The organism is Sphingomonas rubra (assembly GCF_900115745.1).
Lineage (GTDB): Bacteria > Pseudomonadota > Alphaproteobacteria > Sphingomonadales > Sphingomonadaceae > Sphingomonas > Sphingomonas rubra.
The window spans coordinates 218860-231370 of record NZ_FOXP01000002.1; the positions used below are offsets into that span (position 1 = coordinate 218860).

Here is a 12511-nt window from a genome sequence, read left to right on the forward strand (position 1 = left end):
GAAAGCGAGTGCAATCCATGAAGCTCAACGAACTCCGCGACAATCCCGGTGCCCGCAAGTCCAAGATCCGCGTCGGCCGCGGTATCGGTTCCGGCAAGGGTAAGACCGGCGGTCGCGGCCAGAAGGGCCAGAAGAGCCGCGAAGGCGTGTCCATCGCCGGCTTCGAGGGCGGCCAGATGCCGCTCCACATGCGTCTGCCGAAGCGCGGCTTCAACAACATCTTCGCCAAGGATTATGCTGAGGTGAACCTGGGCGCGATCCAGAAGGCGGTCGACGCCGGCAAAATCGAGGCGGGTGCCGCGCTCGACCATGCCGCGCTCAAGAACGCCGGTCTGGCCCGCGGTGGCAAGGACGGCGTCCGCCTGCTCGGCAAGGGCGAGCTGTCGGCCAAGCTGACCTTCACGGTCGCGGGCGCATCGAAGGGCGCGATCGAGGCGGTCGAGAAGGCCGGTGGCTCGGTTGACGTGATCCACGTCGTCCCCGCTGCCGAGAAGGCCGCCGCCAAGAAGGGCGTCGCCTACAAGGCCCGCCAGGAGAAGAAGGCGTCGTTCAAGGCGTAAACTGTCGTACTATCTTCGTCATGCCGGGCTCGACCCGGCATCCAGGGCACCGGTCGCAGTGCGGCGTGACTCTGGACCCCGGGACGAGCCCGGGGGTGACGGCAGGTATCGGCAGGTTAGACAAGCCCGCATGGGCGCCTATATGAGCGGCGGGGCGGGTGATAACGCATCCCGCCGTTCTCGTTTGGGCCCAGTGGAAGTGATACTTCCATGGGAAACCTCGTTTCCAGGACACCGACCCGCATGGCATCCGCAGCCGACCGTATGGCGCAAAGCATCAGCCTGGCGAAGTTCACGCAGGCGACCGACCTCAAGAAGCGTCTGTGGTTCACGATCGGCGCGCTGATCGTCTTCCGCCTGCTCAGCTACGTGCCGCTGCCGGGGATCGACCCCACCGCGCTCGGGCTGCTGAGCCAGCGCACGACGGGCGGCGTGCTTGATTTCTTTAACACCTTCTCCGGCGGCTCGCTCAGCCGCATGTCGCTGATCGCGCTCGGCGTGATGCCCTACATCACTGCGTCGATCGTCGTGCAGCTGGCGACGTCGCTCAGCCCCAAGCTCGCCGCGATCAAGAAGGAAGGTGAGTCGGGCCGCAAGAAGCTAAACCAGATCACCCGCTACGGCACGGTCGGCCTGACGGCGATCCAGGGCTATTTCATCGCGGTCGGTCTGGAAACGCTCGGCGCCACCAACGGCCTGCAGGCGGTGATCGAGCCGGGCATGACCTTCCGCATCGCCGCGGTGATCTCGCTGATCGGCGGCACCATGTTCCTGATGTGGCTGGGCGAGCAGATCACCAGCCGCGGGATCGGCAACGGCGTGTCGCTCATCATCATGGCGGGCATCGTTGCCCACCTGCCGACGACGCTCATCAACCTGCTGGAGGGCGGTCGCTCGGGCAGCCTGGACCCGCTGCGCCTGATCGGCATTCTCGTCGCGGTCGTCGCGCTGATCCTGTTCATCTGCTTCATGGAACGTGCCCAGCGGCGCATCCTGATCCAGTACCCCAAGCGGGCGACGCAGCGTGGCATGCAGGCCGATCGCAGCCATCTGCCGCTGAAGATCAACACTGCGGGCGTGATCCCGCCGATCTTCGCCTCGTCGCTGCTGCTGATGCCGCTCACCATCTCGCAGTTCGCGGGTCAGCGCGTGGCCGGCGAGAGCGCCTGGGGTGACTTCATCATCTCGCTGAACCAGTATCTCCAGCACGGATCGCCGGTGTACATGCTGCTGTACGGCGCGGGCATCGTGTTCTTCTCGTTCTTCTACACCGCGGTCGTCTTCAATCCGGAGGAGACGGCGGACAATCTGAAGCGCCATGGCGGCTTCATCCCCGGCATCCGCCCGGGCAAGAACACGGAGAACTACTTCGACTATGTGCTGACGCGCATCACGGTGATCGGTGCCGCCTATCTGACGATCATCTGCCTGCTGCCGGAGTATCTGGTGTCGGCGCTGTCGATCCCCTTCTATCTCGGCGGCACCAGCCTGCTGATCGTCGTCAACGTGACGATGGACACGGTGACGCAGATCCAGTCGCACCTGCTGGCGCACCAGTATGGCGACCTCATCAAGAAGGCGAAGCTGCGCGGCGCCCGCGCCCGCTGATCTGACCTGAACGAATGGAGTGCGTTCGGCCGTGAACATCATCCTTCTAGGGCCTCCGGGCGCGGGCAAGGGCACGCAGGCGGCACGCCTGGTGTCGGAGCGGGGCATGGTCCAGCTCTCCACCGGCGACATGCTGCGCGCCGCGGTGAAGGCGGGCACCCCCGCCGGGCTGAAGGCCAAGGCGGTGATGGAGGCGGGGGAGCTCGTGTCCGACGCGATCGTCTCCGCGCTGATCGGCGAGCGGCTCGACGAGGGGGTCGAGAAGGGCGCGATCTTCGACGGCTATCCCCGCACCGCGGCGCAGGCCGAGGCGTTGGAGGTGATCCTCGCCGAGCGTGGCCAGACGCTCGATTGGGTGATCGAGCTGGAGGTGGACGAGGCGGCGCTGATCGAGCGGATCGTCGGACGCTATACCTGCGCGACCTGTGGGGCGGGCTATCACGACCGGTTCAAGACGCCCGTCGTCGCCGGCGTCTGTGACGTGTGCGCGGGCACCGAGTTCAAGCGTCGCCCGGACGACAATGCCGAGACCGTCTCGACCCGTATGGCCGAGTACCGCGCCAAGACCGCGCCGATCCTGCCGTTCTACGAGGAGAAGGGGCTGGTCCGCCGCGTCGACGGCATGGCCGAGATGGACGCTGTCGGTGTCCAGATCGCGGCCGTGCTGGAGGGTTGAAGGGTAGGCATATCTCTCTGGTTCATCCCGGACGCGATCCGAGGTGACGACGAAACCCATGCGAGCTTTCGCTCACGACCGGCGCATGAAGTATTTGTCATGATCGCTTCACCACCCCTGGCCACCGTCTGCGCTATCTCTCTTCTCACGGTCGGTGACGGCAACAGCCTCTCGATCGAACGAGTTCGCGAGATCGGCGCCCGTCACTCCCGGGGGTGCCGTAGGGCCGGTGGAAGGGACGCTTTCCACCGGCCTTCCTATGTCCGGGGCGCGGAGGCAGCGTGAGCCGCAAGATCCTGGTCGTCGAGGACGACGCGTCCACCGCCGCTTACCTGGCCAAGGGACTGGGTGAGGCAGGTTACGCGGTCGAGCTGGCATCCAGCGGACGCGACGGACTGTTCCTGGCCAGCGAAGGCATTTTCGACCTCATCATCGCCGATCGCATGCTGCCGGGCCTGGACGGCTTGGGCATGGTCGGCGCACTGCGCGCCGCTAAGGTCAGGACGCCCGTGCTGGTCCTGTCCGCGCTCGCCAGCGTAGACGATCGTGTCGATGGCCTGCGCGCGGGCGCCGACGATTACCTCTGCAAGCCCTTCTCCTTCGCCGAGTTGTCCGCCCGGATCGAGGCGCTCGTTCGCCGTGCCGATCGCGCCGCGATCGAGCCGCTCAAAACGCGCCTGTCGGTCGGCGACCTGGAGATCGATCTGCTCGCGCGGCAGGTTACCCGCGCCGGCCGCGTCATCCCGCTCGGCGCGCGCGAGTTCAACCTGCTGGAGTTCCTCGCGCGGCACGCCGGACAGGTCGTCACCCGCACGATGATGCTGGAGAAGATCTGGAACTACCATTTTGATCCCGGCTCCAACGTCGTCGACGTCCATATCGGCCGGCTTCGCCGCAAGCTGGAGGAGGGGTTCGCGACGCCGATCCTCCACACCGTGCGCGGCGCCGGCTACAAGCTCGCGTCCGACGTCTGAGGCACCGGTCTGAGGCGTTCCTTCCGCCTGTCGGTCACCGCCCGCATCGCGCTGCTCGCGATCCTGTTGGCGCTCGTCTCCAACCTGGTGCTGGTCGGCTTCGTCTGGAAGCATACGCGTGACGTGGCGCTGGCCGCCACCCGGCGCGAGATGGTGGAGCAGTCGGACGCGCTGCTCGACATCTGGCGCGAGGAAGGTCTGCGCGAACTCGCCGCCGCGGTCGACGATCGCCCGCCCGGCGACCCCTCGCTGGTCATCGCTATTCTCGACGCCGTTGGCCGTCGTCGCCTGGGCTACGCGCCGCCCCGCGTTGCCGTGCCCATCACTGCCACCCCGTTCCGCGTCGCCCATCTTGCGGCGGAGGGAAGCTGGGCCGATCACGACACCGGCTACGTCCTCACCCCGATCGGCGACCGGTGGCTGTTGGTCGGCCGCAACCTCGACGTGATCGAGGCGGAGCAGCACGCGATCGAGCGCGCCCTGGCGCTCGCCGTCACCCTGTCGCTCGCACTCGGCATTGCCGCGGGCCTGGTGCTCGCCCGATACGTCGGTGCGCGGCTCGACCGCATCGCGCGGGTGATCGAGGCGGCGGGCGAGGGCGATTTGTCGCGCCGCGTGCCGACGCTGGCCGGGCGAGCCGACGCGTTCGACCGTCTCGCCGCACGGCTCAACGCCATGCTCGGCAAGGTGGAGCGGCTGATGGGCGAATTGCGCATCGTCACCGACAGTCTGGCGCACGACCTCCGCTCGCCCCTCGCGCGGCTGCGCACCAAGACCGAGCAGGCGCTGATGGTCACCGATTCCGCGCAGCGCGACGCCGCGCTCGGCGGCTTGCTGGTCGAGACCGACCTGGTCATGCGCATGTTGACCATGGTGATCGAGATCAGCCGTGCCGAGTCGGTGTCGCGCACCCGCTTCACCCCCGTCGAGCCTGCCGAACTGGTCGAGGAGATTGCCGACCTCTACGAGCCCCTTGTCGAGGACTCGGGGCTCCGCTTCCTCGTCGCGGTGGAGGGGCGCCCGCCCCCGGTGCCGCTCCACCGCGAACTGGTAAGCCAGGCGGTCGGCAACCTGATCGACAACGCGCTGAAGTACGGCGCGGCCGGTGGCGTCGTCACGCTGCGGCTCACCGTCACCCCCGCCGACATCGCCATTCGCGTCGAGGATCGCGGTCCCGGCATCGCCGCGGCCGATCGCGTCGAGGCGATGCGTCGCTTCGGCCGCCTCGACGTAGCCCGTACCAAGCCTGGCGCCGGCCTCGGCATGGCGCTGATCGAGGCCGTCGCGCACCTGCATGGCGGCCGGGTGGAACTGGCCAACAACGCGCCGGGCTTGATCGCGGGCATCGTCTTGCCGCGCTGATCCGAGACGAGGCCATGATGCCTTAGCTGATCCTGAGTTCTTGCTGGCCGATCGTCATCGACGCTGGCACTAGACCTCCAATGGACGCGCTCACTGCCTTTGGTCTCTTCGCGGTCACCTTCATGCTCGTCTGCTACGTGCTGGAGGATAGGGCGCCGTTCTGGACCTTTCTGTTCGCGCTCGGCTGCCTGATGGGGTCGGCCTACGGTTTTCTCCAGGGCGCATGGCCGTTCGGCGCGGTGGAGTTGATATGGTTCGTCGTCGCGCTGCGCCGTTGGGTGGGTTTGCGGACCAAGGCGCGGGCGGAACCGATCGCTTGACTTGACGTTTCGCGCGTCCTAACTGGCCAATACCCCGTAACACCGGTTCCCGGCGGCGCTTGTTGGCGCTCGCCGCGTTCTTGCGTTCAGGGCCAACGCGTCGAGATGGTGACCGTGCGGCCATGCCGGGCACCGTGGAGCTAGGAGATCACATAACATGGCACGTATTGCGGGAGTTAACATTCCCACGAACAAGCGCGTGGTCATCGCGCTGACCTATATTCATGGCATCGGCCCGGCCAACGCCAAGGCGATCGTCGAGAAGCTGAACATCGCGTCCGAGCGTCGGGTGCAGGACCTGACCGATCAGGAGGTCCTCCAGATCCGCGAGACGATCGACGCCGATTACTCGGTCGAGGGCGATCTGCGGCGCACCGTGGCGATGAACATCAAGCGTTTGATGGACCTGGCCTGCTATCGCGGTCTTCGGCACCGTCGCGGTCTTCCCGTTCGCGGCCAGCGCACGCACACCAATGCGCGCACCCGCAAGGGCAAGGCCAAGCCGATTGCCGGTAAGAAGAAGTAAAAGACAGTCCGGGGGACTGTTTTTCACTTCTTCTCCGTCGGAGACAGGTTCGAGGCAGATTGCCTCCCGGCCTCCGTACCAGGACTAAAAGGTCAGGATTAACTTAATGGCACAGGCTCCTCAGCGCATTCGCCGTCGCGAGCGCAAGAACATCACGGCGGGCGTTGCCCACGTCAACGCCAGCTTCAATAACACGATGATCACCATCACCGACGCGCAGGGCAATGCGATCAGCTGGTCGTCGGCCGGCATGATGGGCTTCAAGGGCTCGCGCAAGTCGACCCCGTACGCGGCGCAGGTCGCGGCAGAGGACGCGGGCAAGAAGGCGGCCGAGCACGGCGTCCGCACGCTCGAGGTCGAGGTCAAGGGCCCCGGCTCGGGCCGCGAATCCGCGCTGCGCGCGCTGCAGGCGGTCGGTTTCCAGATCACCTCGATCCGGGACGTGACGTCGATCCCGCACAACGGCGTACGTCCCTCCAAGCGCCGCCGCGTCTGATTCTGCCAGGCTCGCCGGCCGACGGGCCGGCGCTCCTTTTCCATATTGAGGCGACGACCGGACGTCGCCTCCAACCCAGGGGAACCCCGTGGCTGTCAATGCAAAGAACTGGCAGGAACTGAAGAAGCCGAGCGGCCTGGAGAAGAAGGGCGGCGACGGCAAGCGCCGCGCGACGTTCGTCGCCGAGCCGCTGGAGCGGGGCTTCGGCCTGACGCTGGGCAACGCGCTGCGCCGCGTGCTGCTGTCCTCGCTGCAGGGCGCGGCCGTGACCTCGATCAAGATCGAGAACGTGCTGCACGAATTCTCGTCTTTGGCGGGCGTCCGCGAGGACGTGACCGATATCGTGCTCAACGTGAAGCAGATCGCGATCCGCATGCAGGGCGAAGGCCCCAAGCGGCTCCAGCTGTCTGCGACCGGCCCGGGCGAGGTCAAGGCCGGCGACATCGCGGTGTCGGGCGACATCGAGGTGATGAACAAGGACCTGGTGATCTGCCACCTGGACGAGGGCGCGACCTTCAACATGGAGCTGACCGCCGACATCGGGAAGGGATACGTCCCCGCGACCGCCAACCGGCCGACCGACGCGCCGATCGGGCTGATCCCGGTGGACGCGCTCTACTCGCCGGTGCGCCAGGTCAGCTACAAGGTCGACCCGACCCGCGTCGGCCAGGACCTGGACTATGACAAGCTGACGCTGTCGATCGAGACCGACGGCACCGTCACGCCGGAGGACGCGGTGGGCTATGCCGGCCGCATCCTGCAGGACCAGTTGGCGCTGTTTGTGCACTTCGACGACTCGTCGGTTTCCCGCTCGGCCCCGATCGGCCAGGCGGCGGTGCCGCAGGCGGGTGCGGAGCCCCAGGGCGACACGCAGCAGATCAACCGTTACCTGCTGAAGAAGGTCGACGAGCTGGAATTGTCGGTGCGCTCGGCCAACTGCCTGAAGAACGACAACATCATCTATATCGGCGACCTGGTCGGCAAGACGGAGGCGGAGATGCTCCGCACCCCGAATTTCGGCCGCAAGTCGCTGAACGAGATCAAGGAAGTGCTGTCGTCGATGGGCCTGCGCCTCGGCATGGAAATCCCCGGCTGGCCGCCCGAGAACATCGAGGAAATGGCCAAGAAGCTCGAACAGGAAATCATGGGGTGAGTCGCTCACCGACGCTGGCGAGTGCCAGCGTCGGAGACGTGGCCAGCCCGGCCGGCGGGTGGGGGAGCGGCATCGCCGCAACCTCGACCCGTCCGACGACCCCGTCGCGCAAGCGGCGGGGTTTCTTTATGTCGTCGCGCGCTACCCTGCCATCGCGCGCGCGTGCCCGAACGGGGATGTGCAGGCGGTCACGCCGGGGCTTGACTATGGCGGGAGTTTCGGGTCTTAGCGCCGGCTTCCGGGCGGGCCTTCCGCCTGGCCGGTCGTACCTCGCACGGCGGCCGGACGAACCCAAGAAGGACTGAAATCATGCGTCATCGCGTCGGCGGCCGTAAGCTGCAGCGTACCTCGGCTCACCGTCTGGCCCTGTTCCGCAACATGTCGGCTGCGCTCATCAAGCACGAGCAGATCACCACCACGCTCGCCAAGGCGAAGGAGCTGCGCCCCTATATCGAGAAGTTGGTGACGCTGGCGAAGAAGGGTGGCCTGTCCAATCGGCGGCTGGCGCATGCCCGCCTGCTCGACGACGCGCAGCTCGTGAAGCTGTTCGAGACGATCGGCACCCGCTACGCCGACCGCAATGGCGGTTACACGCGCATCATCAAGATGGGGCCGCGCCAGTCGGACGCCGCCGAGATGGCCATCATCGAGTTCGTCGACCGCGACGTTTCCGCCAAGGGGCAGGACTCCGGCCCGGTCCAGTCGGACGAGGATTTCGACGAGGCGGCGTAATCGCCTTTGCTTGAGGTTTGAGGAGGCCGCGTTTCCGAGAGGAAGCGCGGCCTCTTTCGTTGTGCGGAACGCCCGGCTATCCGCGCGGGCATGCAGCATCCAGATTCCATTCTCATCGTCGATTTCGGCAGCCAGGTTACCCAGCTCATTGCGCGGCGGGTGCGCGAGGCGGGGGTGTACAGCGAGATCGCGCCGTTCCACCACGCCGCCGAGGCGTTCGCGCGGATGCGGCCGAAGGGGATCATCCTGTCCGGCGGGCCGGCGTCGGTGGTGGACGAGGACAGTCCGCGCATCCCGGCGGAGATCCTGGAGAGCGGGCTGCCGATGCTGGGCATCTGTTACGGGCAGCAGGCGCTGACGCACCAGCTGGGCGGGCGCGTCGAGCGGGGCGTGTCGGGGGAGTTCGGCGAGGCGTTCGTCGAGGTCGACGACACCTGCGCGCTGTTCGACGGATTGTGGGAGCAGGGCAGCCGCCATCAGGTGTGGATGAGCCATGGCGACCACGTCGCGGAGCTCGCCCCCGGTTTCCGCCCGGTGGCGTCGAGCCGGGGAGCCCCGTTCGCGATCATCGCCGACGATGCGAGGGCGATCTACGCGATGCAGTTCCACCCGGAGGTGGTCCACACGCCGGACGGGGCCAAGCTGATCTGCAACTTCGCCCGCCACGTATGCGGGCTCAGCGGCGACTGGTCGATGGCGGAGTTCCGCGCCGCCAAGATCGCCGAGATCAGGGCGCAGGTGGGCAACGGGCGCGTGATCTGCGGCCTGTCCGGCGGGGTCGATTCGGCGGTGGCGGCGGTGCTGATCCACGAGGCGATCGGCGACCAGCTGACCTGCGTGTTCGTCGACCACGGGCTGATGCGGTCGGGCGAGGCGGACGAGGTGGTGGGGCTGTTTCGCGGCCATTACAACATCCCGCTGGTGCACGTGAACGCGGAGACGCTGTTCCTGAACGGGCTGGCGGGCCTCAGCGACCCGGAGGCCAAGCGCAAGTTCATCGGCGCGACCTTCATCGACGTGTTCGAGGCGGAGGCGAAGAAGATCGGCGGCGCGGAGTTCCTGGCGCAGGGAACGCTGTACCCGGACGTCATCGAGAGCGTCAGCTTCACCGGCGGACCGTCGGTGACGATCAAGAGCCATCACAATGTCGGCGGGCTGCCGGCGCGGATGAACATGAAGCTGGTCGAACCCTTGCGCGAGCTGTTCAAGGACGAGGTCCGCGCGCTCGGCCGCGAACTCGGGCTGCCGGACGTGTTCGTGGGGCGGCATCCGTTCCCGGGGCCGGGCCTCGCCATCCGTATTCCGGGGGAGGTGACCAAGGAGCGGTGCGACGTGCTGCGCAAGGCGGACGCGATCTACCTGGAGGAGATCCGGCTGGCGGGGCTCTATGACGCGATCTGGCAGGCGTTCGCGGTGCTGCTGCCGGTGCGCACCGTCGGCGTGATGGGCGACGCGCGGACGTACGATTCGGTGCTGGCGCTGCGGGCGGTGACCTCCGTCGACGGGATGACGGCGCAGGCGTTCCAGTTTCCGGGCGATTTCCTGTCGCGGGTGACGACGCGGATCATTAACGAGGTGCGGGGGGTGAACCGGGTGACGTACGATTACACGTCCAAGCCGCCGGGGACGATCGAGTGGGAGTGAGGAAGACTCGCGATCATCCGGGGGATGATCGCGGCTTCGTCACCCGCCGGCGGTAGCCGCCGCTGGGACTCGGCGTGGGGCCCATAGTCGAACTTGGGCTGGCCACCGTCGTCGGGACTTGCCGTGAGAGAACTACGCTGCCCTCACCCTCCCACCCGGCTGCGCCGGGCGGGCCCCTCCCTCTCCCGCTGGGAGAGGGAAAAGAACAGAATCAGGCCTTGGTGAGGTGCGCCGAGATGTACTTGTTCATCTCGAACATCGTCGCCTTGTCCTTGCCGAAGACCTTCTTCAGCTTGTCATCGGCGAGGATCTCGCGCTTGTTCTCCGGGTTCTGGAGTTCGTTCTTCTTGATATAGTCCCAGACCTTGCTGATGACTTCGCTGCGGGGCAGCGAGTCGCTGCCGACGATTGCGCCGAGATCGGCCGAGGGCTTGACGGGGGCGTGAATGCCCGTGCCGGCGGTGGTCTGCTTGGTGGCGGCCTTCTTGGCGCCGGCTTCCTGCTTCGCAGTGGCCATGGGTGATCCTTCCTGTTGTCCCTTTTCGCCCCCGGCAGGACGACCGTGTCGCCCTGGGGGACTCACGCCTTGTGGAGCGCGCCCGCCTTGTGCGCCGCCTTTCCACCATTGTCACTCTTTACGATGAACTGCGGATCGTCTTTGGAGGCGCGGACCTGATGGCCCGAAACCTTGGTGTCGGCCGTCACCTTCTTCTCAACGGTGCCGTGAGCCTTGCCGCCGTGCGAGTTCCAGGTGACTTTGTCGCCCTTCTTGGGATCCGCCATCGTTCCATCTCCTTGATTGTCGGGGGTGAAGCGCGGCAAGGGCGAGGAAGTTTCCTGAAGGGAGTGTTCCATGAAGACCCGCGCCGCCGTCGCGTTCGAGGCGAAGAAGCCGCTCGAGATCGTCGAGCTCGACCTGGAAGGGCCGAAGGCCGGCGAGGTGCTGGTCGAGATCATGGCGACGGGCATCTGCCACACCGACGCCTACACGCTGGACGGCCTCGATTCGGAGGGGCTGTTCCCGAGCGTGCTGGGGCACGAGGGGGCGGGGATCGTCCGCGAGGTCGGGGCGGGCGTGACCTCGGTCGCGGTGGAGGACCATGTGATCCCGCTCTACACGCCCGAGTGCCGGCAGTGTAAGTCGTGCCTCAGCCGGAAGACTAACCTGTGTACCGCGATCCGCAGCACCCAGGGCAAGGGGCTGATGCCCGATGGGACGACGCGGTTCAGCTACAAGGGGCAGCCGATCTTCCATTACATGGGCTGCTCGACCTTCTCCAACTTCACGGTGCTGCCGGAGATCGCGGTGGCGAAGATCCGCGAGGACGCCCCCTTCGACACCAGCTGCTATATCGGTTGCGGGGTGACGACGGGTGTCGGTGCGGTGGTCAACACCGCCAAGGTGGAGCCGGGCGATAACGTGGTCGTGTTCGGGCTGGGCGGAATCGGGCTGAACGTGATCCAGGGTGCCAGGCTGGCGGGAGCGCGGCGGATCATCGGCGTCGACATCAACCCCGACCGCGAGGAGTGGGGGCGGCGGTTCGGGATGACCAAGTTCCTGAACTCCACGGGGATGAGCCGCGACGAGACGGTGCAGCGCATCGTGGCGATGACCGACGGCGGCGCGGACTATACCTTCGACTGCACGGGCAACACCGAGGTGATGCGCACCGCGCTGGAGGCGTGCCACCGCGGCTGGGGGACGTCGATCGTGATCGGCGTGGCGGAAGCGGGCAAGGAGATCGCGACGCGGCCGTTCCAGCTGGTCACGGGCAGGAACTGGCGCGGGACGGCGTTCGGCGGCGCGCGGGGGCGGACGGACACGCCCAAGGTGGTCGACTGGTACATGGAGGGGAAGATCGAGATCGACCCGATGATTACCCACCGGCTGACGCTGGAGGAGATCAACAAGGGGTTCGACCTTATGCACGCGGGGGAGAGCATCCGCAGCGTGGTGATTTACTGACACCATCGTCATGCCGCGCTTGTCCCGGCATCCGGGATCAAGCAGCGTGACGTTCGTAACCCTGGATGCCGGCACGAGCCCGGCATGACGATGAAGAAGGAACCACGATGTTCAGTCACATGATGGTCGGGTCGAACGACATGGATCGGTCCAAGCGCTTCTACGACGCGACGTTCGCGGCGCTGGGCGGCAAGCCGGGGCGGTTCGACGACCGGGGACGGCTGGTCTACCTGCACGGCGGCAGCGTGTTCCTGGTGACCAAGCCGATCGACGGCGAGGCGGCGACGTCCGGCAACGGCAGCACGATCGGTTTCGCGGTGACCGGCCCTGAGCAGGCGGACGCATGGCACAAGGCCGGCACCGAGGCGGGCGGCACCGCGATCGAGGACACGCCGGGCGTGCGGACGGGCGGCATGGGCAGCCTCTACCTCGCCTATCTGCGCGATCCGGATGGCAACAAGCTGTGCGCGCTGCACCGGATGCCGGGCTGACGG

The 12511-nt window shown here is 66.8% G+C and carries 15 protein-coding genes; 13 read left to right on the forward strand and 2 right to left on the reverse strand.

Annotated elements, in window-relative coordinates; all coding sequences use genetic code 11:
• The first annotated feature begins 17 nt into the window (after positions 1-17).
• The 11 genes from rplO (at position 18) to guaA (ending at position 10051) form a co-directional block, all read left to right on the forward strand.
• Positions 18-560 (forward strand): 50S ribosomal protein L15, encoded by a 543-nt coding sequence (rplO, locus tag BM145_RS03585; protein ID WP_093331365.1) that lies wholly within the window; start codon positions 18-20, stop codon positions 558-560.
• Positions 561-803: 243 nt separating this feature from the next.
• Positions 804-2168: a preprotein translocase subunit SecY gene (gene secY, locus BM145_RS03590; protein WP_093331367.1), complete on the forward strand. Its 1365-nt coding sequence runs from the start codon at positions 804-806 to the stop codon at positions 2166-2168.
• Between the two features lie 31 nt (positions 2169-2199).
• Complete coding sequence (locus tag BM145_RS03595; protein ID WP_093331370.1) at positions 2200-2844, forward strand: adenylate kinase; 645 nt, start codon at positions 2200-2202, stop codon at positions 2842-2844.
• A gap of 281 nt (positions 2845-3125) precedes the next feature.
• A complete protein-coding gene (locus BM145_RS03600) occupies positions 3126-3818 on the forward strand; it encodes a winged helix-turn-helix domain-containing protein (RefSeq protein WP_093331372.1) in 693 nt (230 codons plus the stop codon).
• A 66-nt stretch (positions 3819-3884) separates the two neighbouring features.
• Positions 3885-5180, forward strand: coding sequence for a sensor histidine kinase (locus BM145_RS03605; RefSeq protein WP_245739043.1), 1296 nt, complete (start codon positions 3885-3887; stop codon positions 5178-5180).
• A gap of 80 nt (positions 5181-5260) precedes the next feature.
• Complete coding sequence (locus tag BM145_RS03610) at positions 5261-5500, forward strand: hypothetical protein (RefSeq protein ID WP_093331378.1); 240 nt, start codon at positions 5261-5263, stop codon at positions 5498-5500.
• Between the two features lie 157 nt (positions 5501-5657).
• Positions 5658-6026, forward strand: a complete 369-nt coding sequence (gene rpsM / locus BM145_RS03615) for a 30S ribosomal protein S13 (RefSeq protein WP_093331380.1) — start codon at positions 5658-5660, stop codon at positions 6024-6026.
• A 106-nt stretch (positions 6027-6132) separates the two neighbouring features.
• Positions 6133-6522, forward strand: coding sequence for a 30S ribosomal protein S11 (gene rpsK / locus BM145_RS03620; protein WP_019516037.1), 390 nt, complete (start codon positions 6133-6135; stop codon positions 6520-6522).
• Between the two features lie 88 nt (positions 6523-6610).
• A complete protein-coding gene (locus tag BM145_RS03625) occupies positions 6611-7675 on the forward strand; it encodes a DNA-directed RNA polymerase subunit alpha (RefSeq protein ID WP_093331383.1) in 1065 nt (354 codons plus the stop codon).
• 309 nt (positions 7676-7984) lie between these two features.
• Positions 7985-8407, forward strand: a complete 423-nt coding sequence (gene rplQ / locus BM145_RS03630; protein ID WP_093331386.1) for a 50S ribosomal protein L17 — start codon at positions 7985-7987, stop codon at positions 8405-8407.
• Positions 8408-8497: 90 nt separating this feature from the next.
• The gene (gene guaA, locus BM145_RS03635; RefSeq protein ID WP_093331388.1) at positions 8498-10051 is read left to right on the forward strand and encodes a glutamine-hydrolyzing GMP synthase; all 1554 of its coding nucleotides are present in this window, start codon (positions 8498-8500) and stop codon (positions 10049-10051) included.
• Positions 10052-10262: 211 nt separating this feature from the next.
• Here the strand turns inward: guaA and BM145_RS03640 are convergent, their stop codons facing one another.
• Positions 10263-10568 carry an SWIB/MDM2 domain-containing protein gene (locus BM145_RS03640; protein WP_093331391.1) on the reverse strand — a complete coding sequence of 102 codons (306 nt, stop codon included), beginning with the start codon at positions 10566-10568 and terminating at the stop codon, positions 10263-10265.
• Positions 10569-10630: 62 nt separating this feature from the next.
• Positions 10631-10834 (reverse strand): hypervirulence associated TUDOR domain-containing protein, encoded by a 204-nt coding sequence (locus BM145_RS03645; protein WP_093331393.1) that lies wholly within the window; start codon positions 10832-10834, stop codon positions 10631-10633.
• Between the two features lie 70 nt (positions 10835-10904).
• Here BM145_RS03645 and BM145_RS03650 point away from each other — a divergent pair, with 70 nt between their 5' ends.
• Complete coding sequence (locus BM145_RS03650) at positions 10905-12017, forward strand: S-(hydroxymethyl)glutathione dehydrogenase/class III alcohol dehydrogenase (RefSeq protein ID WP_093331396.1); 1113 nt, start codon at positions 10905-10907, stop codon at positions 12015-12017.
• Positions 12018-12124: 107 nt separating this feature from the next.
• Positions 12125-12508: a VOC family protein gene (locus BM145_RS03655; RefSeq protein WP_093331398.1), complete on the forward strand. Its 384-nt coding sequence runs from the start codon at positions 12125-12127 to the stop codon at positions 12506-12508.
• The last annotated feature ends 3 nt before the right edge of the window (positions 12509-12511 follow it).